Origin of the sequence: Streptomyces plumbidurans (genome assembly GCF_019857225.1) — a bacterium.
Lineage (GTDB): Bacteria > Actinomycetota > Actinomycetes > Streptomycetales > Streptomycetaceae > Streptomyces > Streptomyces plumbidurans.
In genome coordinates, this window is the sequence record NZ_JAFJSY010000009.1 from 255958 (window position 1) to 273071 (window position 17114).

Consider the following 17114-nt stretch of genomic DNA (forward strand, 5'->3'; position numbering starts at 1 on the left):
TCTAGCCGAAGCGCCCGGAGATGTAGTCCTCCGTCGCCTGGACCGACGGGTTGGAGAAGATCCGCTCCGTGTCGTCGATCTCGATCAGCTTGCCGGGCTGGCCGACGGCCGCCAGGTTGAAGAACGCCGTACGGTCCGAGACGCGCGCGGCCTGCTGCATGTTGTGCGTCACGATGACGATCGTGAAGCGCTCCTTCAGCTCACCGATCAGGTCCTCGATGGCGAGGGTGGAGATCGGGTCGAGGGCGGAGCAGGGCTCGTCCATGAGCAGCACCTTCGGCTCGACCGCGATCGCGCGGGCGATGCACAGCCGCTGCTGCTGACCACCCGAGAGACCGGAGCCCGGCTTGTTCAGGCGGTCCTTGACCTCGTTCCACAGGTTCGCGCCCTTGAGGGACTTCTCCACGACGTCGGCGAGCTCGCTCTTCTTGTAGCTGCCGTTCAGGCGCAGCCCCGCCGCCACGTTGTCGAAGATCGACATGGTGGGGAACGGGTTCGGGCGCTGGAACACCATGCCGATCTCGCGGCGCACCGACACCGGGTCGATCCCGGCGCCGTACAGGTCCTCGTCGTCCAGCAGCACCTTGCCCTCGACCCGGCCGCCCGGGGTGACCTCGTGCATGCGGTTGAGGGTGCGCAGGAACGTCGACTTGCCGCAGCCGGAGGGGCCGATGAAGGCCGTCACCGTGCGGGGCTCCACGGTCATCGAGATGTCCTCGATCGCCTTGTGGGAGCTGTAGTAGGCGGTCAGTCCGCTGACGTCGATTCGCTTGGCCATGACTACTTCACATCCAGAATTCTTCAGTCGCCGGTCGGCCCCGCCCGGCGGAGCCGCGGAGTGTCGCCTCAGCGACCGGTCTTCGGGGCCTTCCAGCGGGCGATCGCCCGGGCCACCAGGTTCAGGATCATCACGAAGGCGATCAGGGTGAGCGAGGCCGCCCACGCCCGGTCGTACGCCGCGTTCGCACCAGCGCTGTTCGCGTACTGCTGGTAGATGTACAGCGGCAGCGACTGCTGCGCGCCGTCGAACGGGTTGTTGTTGATGAACCGGTTCCCGAACACGAGCAGCAGCACCGGAGCGGTCTCACCCGCGATACGGGCGACGGCCAGCATGATGCCGGTCGTGATGCCGCCGATCGAGGTCGGCAGGACCACCTTGAGGATGGTGCGCCACTTCGGGACGCCGAGCGCGAGGGACGCCTCGCGCAGCTCGTTCGAGACGAGCTTGAGCATCTCCTCGGTGGAGCGGACCACGATCGGCATCATCAGGATGGCCAGGGCCAGCGAGCCCGCGAAGCCGAACGGCTCCATGTCGAAGATCAGCATCAGCGACAGGATGAACAGACCCGCGACGATCGACGGGATGCCCGTCATGACGTCGACGAAGAAGGTGACCGAGCGGGCGAGCCCGCCGCGGCCGTACTCGACGAGGTAGATCGCCGTGAGCACACCGATCGGCGCCGCGATGACCGTGGCGAGTCCGACCTGCTCGATGCTGCCGATGATGGCGTGGTAGATGCCACCGCCCGGCTGGGAGTCGGCGACGATGCCCATCGAGTGGGTCAGGAAGTAGAGGTCGAGGACCTTGACACCGCGGGCGACGGTCGTCCAGATCAGGGAGACCAGCGGTACGACGGCGATCAGGAAGGCCGTCCAGACCAGTCCGGTCGCGATACGGTCCTTGGCCTGCCGGCGCCCCTCGACGCTCGCGGCGATGACGTAGGTGCCGACGAGGAAGAGCAGTGCGGCGATCAGACCCCACTGGATCTTGCTGTCGAGACCGGCGGCCAGGCCGATGCCCACGGCCACGGCCACGGACCCGGCGGCGATCGCCCACGGCGACCACTTCGGCAGGGCGGCGCCGCGCAGGGTGCTGGAGCGCTGTTCGGTGACGGCTGCTGCGTGGCTCATGCGTTGGCCCCCGAGTACTCCTTGCGGCGGGCGATGATCATGCGGGCCGCGCCGTTGACCAGCAGGGTGATGACGAACAGGACCAGACCGGAGGCGATCAGCGCGTCACGGCCGAACTCGTCCGCCTCGCCGAACTTGCTGGCGATGTTCTGGGCGAAGGTGCCGCCGCCCGGGTTGAGCAGGCTGGCGTGGATCAGGAAGTCCGGGGAGAGCACGGTCGCGACGGCCATGGTCTCGCCGAGCGCACGGCCGAGGCCGAGCATCGAGGCGGAGATCACGCCGGAACGGCCGAAGGGCAGGACGGCCATGCGGATGACCTCCCAGCGCGTGGCGCCGAGGGCCAGGGCCGCCTCCTCGATCATCCGCGGAGCCTGCCGGAAGACCTCGCGGCTCACATTGGTGATGACCGGCAGGATCATGATTGCGAGCAGGATGCCGACGGTGAGCATCGAGCGCGGGGCGCCCTCGTCCCAGGAGAACAGGCCGGTCCAGGAGAAGTAGTCGTTCAGCCAGCCGAAGAGGCCGTTCATGTGCGGTACGAGGATCAGCGCGCCCCACAGGCCGTAGACGATGGACGGCACGGCGGCGAGCAGGTCGATCACGTACGCGATGGGGCCGGCCAGGCGGCGCGGCGCGTAGTGCGTGAGGAACAGCGCGATGGCCACCGCGATCGGGACCGCGATGACCATGGCGATGATCGAGGAGATCACCGTGCCGTAGGCCAGCACCGCGATGCCGAAGGACGCCGGGTGGATGTTGGTGTTCCACTCGAAGGTGGTCAGGAAGTTGGAGTGGTCCTTGCTGATCGCGAGATACGCGCGATAGGTGAGGAAGACCGCGATCGCGGCCATGATCACCAGCAGCAGGATGCCCGACCCGCGGGAGAGACCGAGGAAGATCCGGTCACCGGGCCGGGTGGCACCCCGCGACGCGCGCTTTTGTTCGGTGGCGGAGGGCTGGGGTGCGGGAGGTGGGGTGTCGGCTATCTGCGTTGAGGATTCCATCGGGTTCTCCGGTCTGCGGAACCGTGCGCTCGGCGCGGCTCTGCGAAGCCGTAGGTCATACGGCTCATGGCGGCGGTGCACCGGACGGTGCGGTCCGGTCCCGGCTTCGATCCCGGGACCGGACCGCACCCGCAAGTCAGCTCAGGCCCTCGATGGTGGTGCGGACCTTGGCGATGATGTCGGCGGGCATCGGGGCGTACTTCAGACCCGAGAGCATGCCCTGGCCGTCCTCGGAGGCGATGTAGCGCAGGAACGCCTTGGTCGCGGGGAGGGTGTCGGCCTTGTTGCCCTTGTCACAGGCGATCTCGTAGGTGACCAGGGTGATCGGGTAGGCGCCGTCGGCCTTGGTGGCGTAGTTCAGCTCGAGGGACAGGTCCTTGCCCGTGCCCACGATCTTGGCGTCGGCGATCGCCTTGGAGGCGGCGTCGCTGCTCGGGGCCACCGGCGCGCTGGCGCCCGTGTTGATGCTGACGGCCTTCATGCCGTCGGCGACGTAGGAGAGCTCGAAGTAGCCGATGGCGCCGTTGGTCTGCTTGACCTGGGCGGCCACGCCCGAGGACTGCGCGGCGGACTGACCGCCCTTGGCCTGCCAGGCCTTGCCGCCCGAGTACTTCCAGTCGGTCGGGTCGGTGGCCTTGAGGTACTTGGTGAAGTTGTCCGTGGTGCCGGACTCGTCCGAGCGGTGGAACGCCTGGATCTTGAGGTCGGGAAGCTTCGCGTCGGGGTTCAGCTTCTTGATCGCCTCGTCGTTCCAGTTGGTGATCTTGCTGTCGAAGATCTTCGCGAGGGTCGGGGCGTCCAGGACCAGGTTGTCCACGCCGGAGAGGTTGTAGCCGACCGCGATCGGGCCGCCGACCATCGGCAGGTCGATGCCCTGGCCGCCGGAGCAGACCTTCTTGGAGGCGGTGACCTCTTCGGGCTTCAGCGCCGAGTCGGAGCCGGCGAAGGCCAGCTGACCCTGGGTGAAGGAGGTGACACCCGCACCGGAACCGCCGGCCTTGTAGTTGATCTGAACGCCACAGGCCTTGGAGAACTGCGCGACCCACGCGTCGATGGCGTTCTTCTGCGCGGACGAGCCGTCGGAGAGCAGCTGGCCCTTGGCGTCGTCGCACTTGATCGAGCTGGCGGCGCCCGTGGACGAGGCGCTGCCGCCGCCGTCGCCGCCGCTGGTGTCGTCCGAGCCGCACGCCGTGAGGACCAGGGCGCTCGACGCGGCGATGGCACCGAGGGCGATGGCCCGCCGATTCATGCGCTGAAGCTTCACTTGAAAGAGTTCCTTCCAGGAGCCGCCGTCCTGAATCGGCGGCGTGCGAAGTCGAGATACCACGGCGAGTCCGGGCCGCCTCCGTCGTAGGGCGACCCGCATCGCGTAAGGCCGAAATTAGGCAGATCAGGTGAAGCCGCCGATGGCCGCAAATGAACGCAGGGTGAACCCCTGCAGACTTTGTGGTTAGGTCACGGAACGCTCACGGGCAGAGCACACTCGGATCCCGGTTCACGGTGACACAGGTGTGACACCTCCCCCTGGAACCCCTGGGACCGGCGAGCCGTCTCGTTCCCCGAGAGCTATCGGGAGGCACAGCATGGAACGGCGTACGTTCATGGGCGGCGGCGCGGCCGTCATCGCCGCGGTCGCCACGGCCGCGTGCAAGGGCGGATCCGCCGACGCGGACGCGAGCAGTCCGGCGTCCTCCTCATCGTCCACCGGTACGTCGGTCCGGTCCACCGGAGCCCTGGCCGCCCCCGCGAACTGGACGGCCCTCGCCCACGACCTCGACGGCAGCCTGGTACGCCCGGGAGACGCGATCTGGGCCGCGGCCCACCAGCTCTACAACACCCGCTTCGACAACCTCAAGCCGGCGGCCGTCGCCTACGTCGCCCACGCCGACGACATCCGTACCACCCTGGCGTACGCCCGCGCCCACCACCTCCAGGTCGCGATACGCAACGGCGGCCACTCCTACGCGGGCTGGTCCTCCGGCAACGGCAAGCTGATCGTGGACGTCTCGAAGCTGAAGCAGATACGGGTCAGCGGCGGCCAGGCCGTCGTCGGCGCCGGTGCCAAGCTGATCGACGTCTACCGGGGCCTCGCCGCGAAGGGCGTGACCATACCCGCCGGCTCCTGCCCCACCGTCGGCGTCTCCGGACTGGTCCTGGGCGGCGGCCACGGCGTGGTCTCCCGGGCCTACGGCCTGACCTGCGACAGCCTCACCCGGGCCACGCTGATCACGGCGGACGGCAAGCAGGTGGTCGCCGACGCCACCGAGAACAAGGACCTGTTCTGGGCCCTGCGCGGCGCCGGCAACGGCAACTTCGGCGTCGTGACCGAACTGCACTTCAAGACCCACCCGGCCCCGCAGGCGGTCACCGGCTATCTCACCTGGCCCTGGTCCAAGGCGGCCGCGGTGCTCAGGGCCTGGCAGGAGTGGGGCCCGTCCCAGCCGGACGAGATCTGGTCCTCCCTGCATCTGGAGAACGCCGCGGGCGGCACCCCGACCGTCTCCGTCGCCTGCTTCTCCATCGGCACCTACGGCGAGCTGAAGAACGCGGTGGACCGCCTGGCCGACAAGGTCGGCGCGAACGCCACCAGCGTCTCGCTGCGCCGCCGCGGCTACGAGGAGGCCATGGAGATCTACGCCGGCTGCTCCTCGTTCTCCTCCCAGGCGCAGTGCCACCTCCCCGGCACCACCCCCGGCCGCTCCGCCCAGGGCGCCCTCCAACGCGAGACCTACGCGGCCCGCTCGGACTTCTTCGACCGCTCCCTCTCAGCCACCGGCATCCAGACCCTGCTCAAGCAGATCAGCTCGGTGCGCGGCGGCTCCGGCAGCATCGCGCTGACCGCCCTCGGCGGCGCCGTCAACCGCGTCTCCCCCACAGCCACGGCCTTCGTCCACCGCCGCTCCCGGATGCTCGCCCAGTACATCGCCTCCTGGCGCCCCGGCACCACAGCCCAGTCCTGGCTGACCACGGCCCACAACGCCATGACCCCGCACGCCTCCGGCGCCGCCTACCAGAACTACACGGACCCCACCCTCAAAAACTGGCGCAAGGCCTACTACGGCGAAGCGTCCGCCCGCCTGACAACAGTGAAGAAGCAGTACGACCCAACGGGTTTCTTCGCCTACCCGCAGTCCCTGTAGGGCCCCACTGCAGGGTTTTCAGGGGCGCGGGGAACTGCGCGAGAAACCACAACGAACCCGCACCCGCCAACCAACCCCCGCCGGGCTGATCAGGCGGCGAGATCCCGCTCTGCAGCCCCAGCAAGCTCAGACCGGGCCCCCGGAACAATCGCGCCCTTCGCAGACCGCGACCGCGACCTCACCAGCCGCCCGCCCCAAGAAGACCTCTCCACCGCTCCGACCAACGGCGTGAGCAGCGCCATGGCAACCGGCGACAACAACAACGCCACCGCCGTCCCCAGCGCAAACCCCCCCACCACATCCGTCGGGTAGTGCACCCCCATGTACACCCGGCAGAACCCTTCCAACAGAGCCAGCCCGATCCCCACCAGCCCCAGCTTCCGGCTGGCGACGAACAGTCCGACCCCCAGCGCCATGGTGATCGTCGCGTGATCACTCACGAACGAGTAGTCGTTCTTGCCGGACACCAGAACATCAAGCCCCTGATGCGCACGGAACGGCCGGGGACGTTCGACGAACCCCCTTATCGGCACGTTCACCAGAACCGCGAGCGCCGCCGCCAGCGGCGCCCACACCACGGCGGCCATGGACGAGGCGACGTCCACCCCGCCCTGGCGCCGCAGCGACCACCAGCACCACAGCACGAGCAGCGCCATGGCGACCAGCAGGCCGTACTCCCCGACGAACTCCATGACCCGGTCGAACCAGTGCGGTGCGTCCTTGGCCAGGCCGTTGATGTCGTAGAGCAGGTCGACGTCGGGGTTCGATCCGGATGCGGCGAGTCCAGCCATGGTGCTGCGGCCCCTTCGTCGTCTTGTGCCCGGCGCGTTCGCACACGCCTCCATGGAACAGGAACGCATGCTCCCGCTTACTACGTTCCACACTCCACCGAATGATCACTCAGACGTTATCGAAGAGAGACTCATCCTTGCAGCTCAGGGGGTGGGTTCACGCTCCGCTCACACGGTCGTGGGCAATGCTTTCGCGCCATCTTCGGTGACCCTCGTGGCACCGAAGTAGTCCCCGGTGTCGATCGGGTCGAACCGGATCACGGCACCGGTCCGCGGCGCGTCGATCATGTACCCGCCGCCGACGTAGATCCCCACGTGGTGGATGGCCCGGGAGTCGGTGGGGTCGTTGGAGAAGAACACCAGGTCGCCGGGGAGCAGCTCGTTGCGCTTCGGGTGCGGCCCCGCGTTGTACTGGTCGTTGGCGACCCGCGGCAGCGTGATCCCCACGCTCTCGTACGCGGCCTTGGTCAGCCCCGAGCAGTCGAACCGCCCGTTGTCCTGGGCCGTGCCGTTGCCGCCCCACTGGTAGGGGGTGCCGAGCTTCTTCTGCGCGTAGTCGATGGCGCCCGCGGCCTGCTTGGAGGGATCGACCCTGGTGACGGGCGCGGCGAAGCTCTCCTCGAGCGTCGTGATCGTCTTGACGTAGTTCCGCGTCTCCTTGTACGGCGGCACGCCCCCGTACTTGATCACCGCGTAGGACCCCGCGTTGTACGAGGCGAGCATGTTTTCGGTCAGATTCCCGGGTACGTCCTTCACGTACGAGGCCAGCTGGCAGTCGTACGACGCGGCGGACGGGATCGCGTCCTGCGGGTCCCAGACGTTCTTGACGCCGTCGCCGTTGCCGTCGATGCCGTGCGTGGCCCAGGTGCCCGGGATGAACTGCGCTATCCCCTCCGCGGCCGCCGCGCTCTTGGCGTTGGGGTTGAAGCCGCTCTCCTGGTAGAGCTGGGCGGCGAGCAGTGCGGGGTTGAGGGCGGGGCAGAGGTTGCCCCACTTCTGCACGACGGCCGAGTACGCCGCCGGCACGGCTCCCTTCGCCAGGGCCTTGGTCCCGCCGCCCACGCCGTTGATGAGGTTCCCGGCGACGATGTACACCCCGACGACGAGCAGCATCACGAAGGACAGCGCCGAGCCGACGGCCACGGTCGCCAGGATCCATGCCTTACGCACAGTCAACCGCCCCTCGCCGCCCGGGAGTCCGTTCGCCCACGTCAGTGTAGGGGCGACTGCCGCGATCTGGGGTGATCACACAGAAGGTGACAGCCAGTCAGCACTATTCCGGCCAGGGCTCGCTACGACTCTTCGGCCGCGTCCCGGTACAACTCGGCCGCCTGCGCCCCGAGCACCACGCTGTAGGAGACGTCGTCGGTCTTCCCGCCCTGCTCGTATCCGCCGAGGACGCCGACGACCTGACGGTCCCCGTTGACCCAGGGGCTGCCGCTGGTCCCTCCGGAGAGCCCGGGGCACGCGATGCGCTGCTGGGTGCGGCTGTGCGGGGTCGGCTTGTTGGTACAGCTGACGGGGGCCTCGCGGGAGTCGGGATAGCCGGTGACGGTGACGGCGGTGGCCCCGGTCGCCATGCCGGTCACGAAGCGGTTCGCGCCGACCACGTCCTCGACGCCCTTGCCGTCCCGGTCGCCGAGGACGGCGAAGGCGACGTCGCTGTCCTCGTCCTGCCCCTCGGACCAGCCGTCGGGCAGGAACGTCCGCCGTATCTCCCATGTCCCGTACGGCGCCCGCCCGTTGCGGTATCCCGGCACGAACACGAGGTCGCCGTCCCCGTCCAGGCAGTGGGCCGCGGTGACGACGAGGTCCCGGTGCGGGCTGTGCACCACGGACGCGGTGCAGAAGTGCCCCCCGGCGAGCGAGGCTGTGCGGTCGGCGTCGAAGAGCGCCCCGACCCTCGCGTTCTGCAGGCCCGCCGCCGCGACCACGGTGACGCCGAAGGGGCCCGGGCCGTCGTCGGCGGCCGCGAGCGAGGACGAGGTGACGGCCGAGACCAGGAGCACGATTACGGCGTACACGGGGCCGGTGAACCGGCTGCCGATGCGCGAGACGGCCACCACGCACTGCCCTCCGTCCCTCGAACCCCCGGGAACCACTTCCACCGTACTGTCGAACCGCGCTCCCCGCCTCCCCTGCGGCCACCCCGGCCACACCTCTGCACAAACATCCCCGTCGAGCCGCTGACGGGCGACACTGCCCCCGCGGGCTGACTCTCCGTCACCGGCCGGGCCGCGGCGACCAGTCGTGGCCCGTTCCCGCTGCCGGGATACTCTTCGTACGTCAGGTTCCGGGCCCAGGCCTCATTGCCCGGCGTAACCTGCCGTGATACACAGAGTGACCTAACTGCTATTCGTACGAAACCCGCCAAGCAATGACGCCAAGTCGACATACGACGGCAGAATTGTCGGCGAGAATGAGCCCGACCTCTGCATGCCCGCAGAGGAACTGCGGAACTACCCACCAGGGGCGGTGACTTACATGCTCTTTGCGGCCGACAAGGGAGACATCAACACCATCATCGGCGGGATCGCTCCGGACTGGGGCCCCTTCGGCAGCCTGGGCAACGAGGCCAAGGTGATGATCGAGGTCGTGATGGCGGTCGCCATCCTGCTCTGCCTCGGTCTTGCCGTCTGGGGCGCCGCCAAGCAGCGCATCGGCGCGACGGCACTGCGCGACACCTTCAGCGCGGAACAGGGCAAGGGCCTCATCATCGCCGGCCTCACCGGCGTCTTCATCATCGGCTCCCTGGGCACACTGTTCACCATCGTGTACGGCATGGCCGTCTAACGTCCGTTCGCGGCAGACGTCCTCCGGTCCGCCCCGGGCACGCCCGGCCCCCCTCCACCCCACCCGCCCGTCGTGCCCACCGGCTGAGGTTGCATTTCCCTGATGTCGAGTCACCACAGCGCGCACGCGCGCGAACCAGCACGGCTACCGTCGTATGTATACGAGGTGGAGAGGGCGTACGCGGTATGAGTCTCGGAGACGAGGGGCAGACCCGGACCAGGCTGCCCGACAGCGGCGGCGACGTGTACGGCGGCGCGCGGCGCGGCGGCCGCACCCCCTCCAGAGGCCTGGTCACCGTGGTCGGCGTGGTCGTCCTGCTGATCGCAGCGATCGCCTTCGCGAACCGTGGAGGAGACGATTCCTCTTCCACGTCCTCCGCCAACGACCCGAAGACCTCCGCGACATCGGCCACCGGCAAGACCCCCGTGAAGACGAAGGCGGCGGGGATCCCGACCGGGTACGCGCACGACCAGCAGGGCGCACAGAGCGCGGCGGCCAACTACGCGGTGGCACTGGGCTCGGCCGACATGTTCAACAAGGTCAGGCGCGACGCCATCCTGCAGACCGTCATCAGCCCCTCGCGGGTCGCGCACTTCGTGTCGAGCCTGGACAAGGCGTACACCCCGCAGTTCAACAAGAACGTCGGCCTGACCGAGGACGGCACGGCCCCGGCGGGATCCACGTTCGTCTCGCGTACGAGCCCGATCGGCACCAAGGTCACCGCGGCCACCGACAGCCACGCGACCGTCGAGGTGTGGTGCAGCGGCCTCCTCGGAGTCGCCGGGGAGAACTCGACCAACCCCGTGACCAACAGCTGGTTCACCACCACGATGCAGCTCGAGTGGACCGGCGGTGACTGGAAGATCGTGACCCAGACGCAGAAGGAAGGCCCCGCGCCCGTCCCCGGCGACGAAAAGGCCTCCGGCGCTGACGACATGGCAAAGGCCGTCGAGGAGTACGGAGGCTTCACTTATGCCCGGTAGCCGTCGCCTCGCACTCAGGCTCACCACCGCGGTGGCCGCCGTACAGACCGCCGCCGTCCTGCTGGCCACCCGCGCCGCGGCCGACCCCTCGCCGTCCCCCACCAAGTCCGCCGACAACTGCGGCCTGCTGTCCGGCCAGGCCAGGCAGATCTGCGAGGGCGACTCCGGCGGCGGGTCCTCCGGCGGCGGGTCCTCCATCGACCCCACCTCCACCCTCGACCCGCTCTCCTCCCTCGCCAAGGGATGCGCCGACGCCGCCTCCTGGACCATCGACAAGCTCAGCGACGCGGTGAAGGACACGGCCAACGTCGACTTCACCAACACCAAGTTCCTGCAGCAGTACGCGGTCGTCTTCGCCGCGTCCACGGTCCTCACCCTTTTGCTGTGGCTGCTCGCCGTGGCCAAGCGGGCCGTACGAGGTGTCCCCCTCACCACGGCCATCTCGGAGGCGATCGGCTTCCTGTGGCTGACGGTCCTCGCGTCCGCCTTCACCCCGCTGATCCTCTACACCGTCGTATCGGCCACCGACGGCATCACCGACGTCCTCGCCAAGACCACCGGCGACCAGACCGACACGTTCTTCGGCACGTTCTCCGGCGCCCTCGACAAGGGCAACGACATCGGCGGCGGCCCCATCATGCTGATCGTGGTCTCCCTGGTCAGCATCCTCGCCGCCGGTGTCCTGTGGCTGGAGCTCGTCATCCGCGCCGCCCTGCTCTATGTCGGCGCCCTCCTCGGCACCGTCGTCTACGCCGGCCTGGTCGACAAGAACCTGTGGAGTCACGTCCGCCGCTGGGCGGGCATCATGATCGCCGTGATCCTGGTGAAACCGGTCATCGTGATCGTGCTCGGCCTCGCGGGCGCCCTGTCCACCGACGGCGGCCCCGACTCCTTCTCCGCCGTCGTCTCCGGCCTCGCGATCATCCTGCTCGCCATCTTCGCCAGCGCGATGATCTACCGCTTCGTCCCCGGCTTCGGCGACGAGATCGCCAGCGGCCGCAACAACCGCATCATGCAGGGCGCCGAGAGCAAGGCCGCCGCCGTCATCAGCTCCCCGGCCACCATGGTCGCGCAGGGCATCAAGACCCACAGCGCCCGCGCCAACGACAGCGGAGGCGGCGGCCAGTCGTCCTCCGGCGGCGGCGCCCGCCCGGCCAACCCGGTCAGCGGCGGCGTGGCCGCCCACTCCACCCGCACCCCGACCGGTGGCGGCGGCGGAGCAGTCCCCTCCGCCGCACCCGCACCCCGTTCGCCCAGCCCGGTGAACACCCCGCACGCCGGCAACAACCGCAACAGCAGCAGCAGCAACCGCACGGGAGGTGAAGGGCGTTGACGACCGAGTCCCACCTGTCCCATCCGGTCACGCCCCGCCGTACATATCTCATCGGCCGCGCCCGGCCGAACGCGATCGTCGGCCGCAACCGCGAGTCCGGCGAGATCGTCCTGATCATCGCGGGCGCGTTCCTCGGCATGATGTGCGGGCTCCTGGTCCCCGTCCTCTCCCTGCGCATCGTGCTGCTGATGGGCTTCCCGCTGCTCGCGCTGGCAGCGGTCTACGTGCCCTACAAGCACCGCACGTTCTACAAGTGGTTCGAGATCAACCGCAGTTACAAGCGCACCCTCAAGCAGGGCACCCTGTACCGCTCCGGGGTCATGGAGGCCGGCACCCGCCTGGACGGCCGCGAGATCGAGATCGGGCCCCCGCCCGGCATCGGCCGCATCACCTGGCTGGCCGCCCCCTTCGGACCCGACGAGATCGCCGTACTGCTGCACGCCGACCGCAGGACGGTCACCGCCGCCATCGAGATCGAGGGCCCCGGCGTCGGCCTGCGCGACTCCGAGGACCAGGAAGCCCTCGTCGACCGCTTCGGCACCCTGCTCAAGCACGTCGCCAACGGCGACGGCTTCGTCACCCGCCTTCAGATGCTCGCCCGCACCCTGCCCGCCGACCCCGACGCCCACGCCAAGGACGTCGCCCTGCGCGGCGACGACAAGGCTCTGGGATGGCTGCAGGGCTCGTACGACCAACTGCAGTCCATGGTGTCGACGAGCAGCGAGCAGCACCGCGCCTACCTCGTCGCCTGCATGCACTTCAGCCGAGAACTGGCCGCCGAGGCGAACGCGATGGCGCGCGCCGCACGGCCGCAGAACGGCCGCAAGGTGGACCGGGACGCCGGTCTCGCGGTCGTCATGGCCCGCGAGCTCACCGACATCTGCTCGCGCCTGCAGGAGGCCGACATCCGCGTCCGGCAACCGCTGGGCCAGGGCCGGCTCGCCTCGCTCATCCACTCCATGTACGACCCCGACCACCCGATCGACCACATCCAGGCGATGACCAAGCGCAACGCCTGGCCGGCCGAGCTGGACGCCATGGAGCCGACCTACCTCCAGGCCAAGACCCGCGAGTCCTCCACCCGCGCCCCCTGGTGCCACGCCACGGCCTGGGTGAAGGAGTGGCCGATGACCCCGGTGGGCGTCAACTTCCTGGCGCCACTGCTGGTCCACACCCCGGACGTCATCCGAACGGTCGCCGTGACGATGGATCTCGAGCCCACCGAGGTAGCCATCGAACGCATGCTGACCGAAAAGACCAACGACGAGGCGGAGGCCTCCCGCGCCGCCAAGATGAACCGCACCGTGGACCCGCGTGACGTAGCCGCCCACAACCGTCTCGACCAGCGCGGCGAGGACCTCGCCAGCGGCGCGGCCGGCGTGAACCTCGTCGGCTACATCACCGTCTCCTCCCGCTCCCCCGAGGCCCTGGCCCGCGACAAGCGGACCATCCGGGCATCGGCCGGAAAGTCGTACCTGAAGCTGGAGTGGTGCGACCGGGAACACCATCGCGCCTTCGTGAACACACTTCCGTTCGCCACCGGCATCCGAAGGTAGGGGCTGAGCTCTGATGCGGGATCCGCTGTCCGTCCTCACCGACGCCTTCACCGGCTTCCTCTTCGGGAAGGTCGAGACGACCCGTCTGCCGGTGCGCACCTCCACGGGCCAGGCCCAGGCGGTCTACCTGCCCACCGCAGCCCCCGGCCTCGGCGACTCCGGCGTCATCATCGGCCGCGAGGTCTACTCCGGAAAGGGCTACATCTACGACCCCTTCCAGCTCTACGGCCAGCAGCTGCCGGCCCCGCACTGGCTGGTCCTCGGCGAGTCCGGCAACGGCAAGTCGGCCCTGGAGAAGACCTACGTGCTGCGCCAGCTCCGCTTCCGCGACCGCCAGGTCGTCGTCCTGGACGCCCAGGGCGAGGACGGCGTCGGCGAGTGGAACCTCATCGCGGAAGAGCTGGGCATAACTCCCATCCGGCTCGACCCGACGGCCGCCCTCGACCACGGCATCCGCCTCAACCCCCTCGACCCGGCGATCACGACGACCGGCCAGCTCGCGCTGCTGCGGACCATCATCGAGGTCGCGATGGGCCACGGCCTCGACGAGCGCTCCGGCTTCGCCCTCAAGGTCGCGCACGCCTACGTCAACGAGACCATCGTCGAACGGCAGCCGGTCCTCACCGACATCGTCGAGCAGCTACGGCACCCCGAGCCGGAGTCCGCCGAGGCGATGAACGTCGCCATAGACGACGTACGCGCCTGGGGCCTGGACGTCGCGCTGGTCCTGGACCGCCTGGTCGACGGTGACCTCAGGGGCATGTTCGACGGCCCCACCACGGTCGGCATCGACCTCGACGCGCCCCTGATCGTCTTCGACCTGTCCCACATCGACCGCAACTCCATCGCCATGCCGATCCTGATGGCGATCGTCGGCGTATGGCTGGAGCACACCTGGATCCGCCCCGACCGGAAGAAGCGCATCTTCCTCGTCGAGGAGGCCTGGCACATCATCAACAGCCCCTTCGTGGCCCAGCTGTTCCAGCGCCTGCTGAAGTTCGGCCGCCGCCTCGGCCTGTCCTTCGTCGCGGTCGTCCACCACCTGTCCGACGTCGTCGACGGCGCGGCGGCGAAAGAGGCCGCGGCCATCCTGAAGATGGCCTCCACTCGCACCATCTACGCCCAGAAAGCCGACGAAGCCCGGGCCACGGGCCGCGTGCTGGGCCTGCCCCGGTGGGCGGTGGAGATCATCCCCACGCTCACTCCGGGTATCGCGGTGTGGGACGTCAACGGCAACGTCCAGGTCGTCAAACACCTGATCACGGAGACGGAACGCCCCCTGGTCTTCACCGACCGCGCGATGACGGAGTCGTCCGCCGATCGCGAGCTGAACGACGACGTCCTGCGCGCCGCCGAGCTGGAGGCCGAGGAGCGCGCGGCCGCCTTCGTGGAACAGCAGCTGAGCGACTTCGAAGGCCCGTCCGAGTCGACGGTGGCGTAGGGGGAGGCAGGACGTGGTGAGACCGGACGACCGCGGACGGGACGGCCAGGGCGGCATCCCGGACGGCCTGCTGATCGGCATACTCGCCTTCCTGCTCGGCATGACCCTGCTGGTCTGGTCGGCCACCGGCCTCGCCGGCTGGTTCGCGCAGGGCGGCTGGCCGGACGACGTCACCTTCGCCCGTACGCCCGTCGCGATGCGCCACCTCATCGGCGAACCGCACGACATCCCCGGCGCCTGGCCCGCCACACCGAAGACACAGCTCTCCGGATACGGCCTGTTCTGGGGCCTGTTCATCGGCCAGCTGATGGTGCTGGTCGTCCTGACGATCTTCGTGATGGGCACCCTCGCCCGCTGGCGCGCGGTCCGACTCAAGCGACGCACGGCCCCCACGTCGTACGAGAAGCCCACGTCGCCGGAGAAGCCCACGCCGGCCCCGGAGCCCACGCCCGAGCCGCTGCCGACGCACCACGAGGTACCGACACCCAGGACGGCACCACCGGAGCCGACGGCCTTCGACCGGGAAGCCGCGCCGCCGGCCGAACCGGCCACCCCCCTCGTCGGCGAGCCCTTCGCGGGCGGCCAGGAAAGGATCGTCGTGGGCCCGCGGGACAGCCGCCAGGCGACCGCGACGCAGGCCGTACGGGACGCCGAGGGTCCGGCCGTCGTCATCACCTCGAACCCGGCCGTCTGGTCGGACACCAAGGACGCCCGCGCGAAACTGGGCCCCGTCCTCCTCTACGACCCCGCCCACATCTGCGACACCCCGGCCCGTCTGCACTGGGCCCCCACCGCCGGATGCGAGGACAAGCAGACCGCGACAGCCCGAGCCGCCGCGCTGCTGGCCCCGATCCGCCCCACGGCCAAGCTCGACCAGGCGCTGGCCGCCACAGCCGAAACGCTCCTGCGGTGCTATCTGCACGCCGCCGCCGTCGACGGCCGCACCACCCGCCACGTCCACCGCTGGGCCCAGGGCGCCCAGATCCAGGACGCGGTCCGCATTCTCCGCACCAGCCCCAAGGCGGCCCCCGGCTGCGCCGGCGAACTCGAGGCGGCACTCACCGCGCACCCCGAACGCCGCGACATGGCACAGGAGTTGACCAGCAGAGCACTCGCCGCTCTCTTCACGGTCAACATCCGCGAGGCGTGCACTCCAAACCGAACCGATGCCCTCGCCTTGGATTCCTTCGTCCATGAAGGGGGCACGCTTTATGTGGTGGGGGAATCCATCGAGGACCCCAGGACGAACCCGGGCGCCATGCCCCTCCTGACGGCCCTCGTCGCAAGCGTGGTCGAGCGCGGCCGGCACATGGCCGAACGGTCATCCTCCGGTCGCCTCGACCCACCACTGACCCTCGTCCTCGACGACGTCGCCGCAGTGGCTCCGCTTCCCCAACTACCGGAGCTGCTGGCCACCGGAGCGGAGCGGGGCCTGCCGACCCTGGCCCTGCTCCGCTCCCGGGAACAGGGCCGCTCACGCTGGCCGCACGACGAACTCCCGGTCTGAATCCCGGTCTGACCAACGCTCAGTCGCGCTCCAGGGCGAACTCCAGCTCCTTCTCGTCGAGCTTGTCGGACAGCGGCACGATCCGCCCGGTGGGCACGAACCCCGCCCTGCGGTAGAAGGCCTGGGCCCGACCGTTGTCCTCATGCACGATGAGCCGCACCCGCTCGGCCCCACGCCCCCAGGCCCACTCAAGTCCGGCGTCGAAGAGCACCTCGGTCAGCCCGATCCCACGCAGCTCGGGCCGTACGAACACCCCGACGACATGCCCCTGCATCCGCTCGATCGGATAACCGGCCCAGTCCGTCGTCCCTGGCTCCTCCATCAGCACGGTCAGGGTCGCCACCCACTCCCCGTCCGGCCCCTCGGCGATGAACTGCTGCGCCCCCAGAGCCCCTTCGGCAGCGCCGGCCGTACGCTCCTGCCAGAACGAGTCCGGGTGCTCCAGCGCCTCCGCGTAGGTCTCCAGGTAGGCGAGATGCGCGATGGGATCCTGCAGTGCGACGAGCCGCAGCGCCTTCGCGGCCAGCCATTCGTCGGCACGTACGGGACGGATCTTGTAGGTCATACCAGTTACGGTAGCCGAACGCAGAAAACCCCCGTATCGATTTACGATACGGGGGTTTTCTCAATGATTGTTCGGCGGCGTCCTACTCTC

15 protein-coding genes are annotated in these 17114 nt (G+C 69.2%); 7 read left to right on the forward strand and 8 right to left on the reverse strand.

All coding sequences use genetic code 11. The features are described from left to right. Position 1: 1 nt before the first annotated feature. The 4 genes from pstB to pstS form a co-directional block, all read right to left on the reverse strand. Complete coding sequence (gene pstB / locus JYK17_RS08505) at positions 2–778, reverse strand: phosphate ABC transporter ATP-binding protein PstB (RefSeq protein WP_108009066.1); 777 nt, start codon at positions 776–778, stop codon at positions 2–4. A gap of 68 nt (positions 779–846) precedes the next feature. Continuing rightward, the gene (gene pstA / locus JYK17_RS08510) at positions 847–1911 is read right to left on the reverse strand and encodes a phosphate ABC transporter permease PstA (RefSeq protein ID WP_108009068.1); all 1065 of its coding nucleotides are present in this window, start codon (positions 1909–1911) and stop codon (positions 847–849) included. Next, on the reverse strand, positions 1908–2915 hold the full coding sequence (pstC, locus tag JYK17_RS08515) for a phosphate ABC transporter permease subunit PstC (protein WP_108009070.1): 1008 nt from the start codon (positions 2913–2915) through the stop codon (positions 1908–1910). The genes pstA and pstC overlap by 4 nt, the downstream gene beginning before the upstream one ends. 136 nt (positions 2916–3051) lie before the next feature. Continuing rightward, the gene (pstS, locus tag JYK17_RS08520) at positions 3052–4179 is read right to left on the reverse strand and encodes a phosphate ABC transporter substrate-binding protein PstS (RefSeq protein WP_108009072.1); all 1128 of its coding nucleotides are present in this window, start codon (positions 4177–4179) and stop codon (positions 3052–3054) included. A gap of 319 nt (positions 4180–4498) precedes the next feature. Between pstS and JYK17_RS08525 the strand changes: the two genes are divergently transcribed. Next, positions 4499–6055, forward strand: coding sequence for an FAD-binding oxidoreductase (locus JYK17_RS08525; protein ID WP_222810123.1), 1557 nt, complete (start codon positions 4499–4501; stop codon positions 6053–6055). A gap of 89 nt (positions 6056–6144) precedes the next feature. Here the strand turns inward: JYK17_RS08525 and JYK17_RS08530 are convergent, their stop codons facing one another. The 3 genes from JYK17_RS08530 to JYK17_RS08540 all read right to left on the reverse strand — a co-directional run bounded on the left by JYK17_RS08530 (position 6145) and on the right by JYK17_RS08540 (position 8912). Continuing rightward, positions 6145–6846, reverse strand: coding sequence for a phosphatase PAP2 family protein (locus tag JYK17_RS08530; protein ID WP_128802305.1), 702 nt, complete (start codon positions 6844–6846; stop codon positions 6145–6147). 168 nt (positions 6847–7014) lie between these two features. Beyond that, positions 7015–8022, reverse strand: coding sequence for a C40 family peptidase (locus JYK17_RS08535; protein WP_181362391.1), 1008 nt, complete (start codon positions 8020–8022; stop codon positions 7015–7017). 116 nt (positions 8023–8138) lie between these two features. Beyond that, a complete protein-coding gene (locus tag JYK17_RS08540; protein WP_372465003.1) occupies positions 8139–8912 on the reverse strand; it encodes a trypsin-like serine peptidase in 774 nt (257 codons plus the stop codon). 418 nt (positions 8913–9330) lie between these two features. On the opposite strand from JYK17_RS08540, the gene JYK17_RS08545 reads away from it, so the two are divergent. The 6 genes from JYK17_RS08545 to JYK17_RS08570 all read left to right on the forward strand — a co-directional run bounded on the left by JYK17_RS08545 (position 9331) and on the right by JYK17_RS08570 (position 16459). Then, positions 9331–9639 (forward strand): DUF8827 family protein, encoded by a 309-nt coding sequence (locus tag JYK17_RS08545; RefSeq protein ID WP_016436843.1) that lies wholly within the window; start codon positions 9331–9333, stop codon positions 9637–9639. Between the two features lie 185 nt (positions 9640–9824). Next, positions 9825–10622, forward strand: coding sequence for a DUF8175 domain-containg protein (locus tag JYK17_RS08550; protein WP_108009080.1), 798 nt, complete (start codon positions 9825–9827; stop codon positions 10620–10622). Further along, positions 10612–11955 (forward strand): hypothetical protein, encoded by a 1344-nt coding sequence (locus JYK17_RS08555; protein WP_108009082.1) that lies wholly within the window; start codon positions 10612–10614, stop codon positions 11953–11955. The genes JYK17_RS08550 and JYK17_RS08555 overlap by 11 nt, the downstream gene beginning before the upstream one ends. Further along, positions 11952–13511 carry an SCO6880 family protein gene (locus JYK17_RS08560; RefSeq protein ID WP_108009084.1) on the forward strand — a complete coding sequence of 520 codons (1560 nt, stop codon included), beginning with the start codon at positions 11952–11954 and terminating at the stop codon, positions 13509–13511. The genes JYK17_RS08555 and JYK17_RS08560 overlap by 4 nt, the downstream gene beginning before the upstream one ends. Before the next feature lie 13 nt (positions 13512–13524). Continuing rightward, a complete protein-coding gene (locus JYK17_RS08565) occupies positions 13525–14952 on the forward strand; it encodes an ATP-binding protein (RefSeq protein ID WP_108009086.1) in 1428 nt (475 codons plus the stop codon). 16 nt (positions 14953–14968) lie between these two features. Beyond that, on the forward strand, positions 14969–16459 hold the full coding sequence (locus JYK17_RS08570) for a TraM recognition domain-containing protein (protein WP_222810128.1): 1491 nt from the start codon (positions 14969–14971) through the stop codon (positions 16457–16459). Positions 16460–16478: 19 nt separating this feature from the next. Here JYK17_RS08570 and JYK17_RS08575 read toward each other — a convergent pair whose 3' ends face one another. Then, the gene (locus JYK17_RS08575) at positions 16479–17024 is read right to left on the reverse strand and encodes a GNAT family N-acetyltransferase (RefSeq protein WP_222810124.1); all 546 of its coding nucleotides are present in this window, start codon (positions 17022–17024) and stop codon (positions 16479–16481) included. Positions 17025–17114 lie beyond the last annotated feature (90 nt).

Excerpts from the sequence above, each read along its gene's own strand:
- JYK17_RS08555 (WP_108009082.1), top strand. The coding sequence starts at position 10,612 with ATGCCCGGTAGCCGTCGCCTCGCACTCAGGCTCACCACCGCGGTGGCC.
- JYK17_RS08565 (WP_108009086.1), top strand. The coding sequence starts at position 13,525 with ATGCGGGATCCGCTGTCCGTCCTCACCGACGCCTTCACCGGCTTCCTC.
- JYK17_RS08525 (WP_222810123.1), top strand. The coding sequence starts at position 4,499 with ATGGAACGGCGTACGTTCATGGGCGGCGGCGCGGCCGTCATCGCCGCG.
- pstA (WP_108009068.1), bottom strand. The coding sequence starts at position 1,911 with ATGAGCCACGCAGCAGCCGTCACCGAACAGCGCTCCAGCACCCTGCGC.
- pstC (WP_108009070.1), bottom strand. The coding sequence starts at position 2,915 with ATGGAATCCTCAACGCAGATAGCCGACACCCCACCTCCCGCACCCCAG.
- JYK17_RS08575 (WP_222810124.1), bottom strand. The coding sequence starts at position 17,024 with ATGACCTACAAGATCCGTCCCGTACGTGCCGACGAATGGCTGGCCGCG.
- JYK17_RS08530 (WP_128802305.1), bottom strand. The coding sequence starts at position 6,846 with ATGGCTGGACTCGCCGCATCCGGATCGAACCCCGACGTCGACCTGCTC.
- JYK17_RS08545 (WP_016436843.1), top strand. The coding sequence starts at position 9,331 with ATGCTCTTTGCGGCCGACAAGGGAGACATCAACACCATCATCGGCGGG.
- JYK17_RS08550 (WP_108009080.1), top strand. The coding sequence starts at position 9,825 with ATGAGTCTCGGAGACGAGGGGCAGACCCGGACCAGGCTGCCCGACAGC.
- pstB (WP_108009066.1), bottom strand. The coding sequence starts at position 778 with ATGGCCAAGCGAATCGACGTCAGCGGACTGACCGCCTACTACAGCTCC.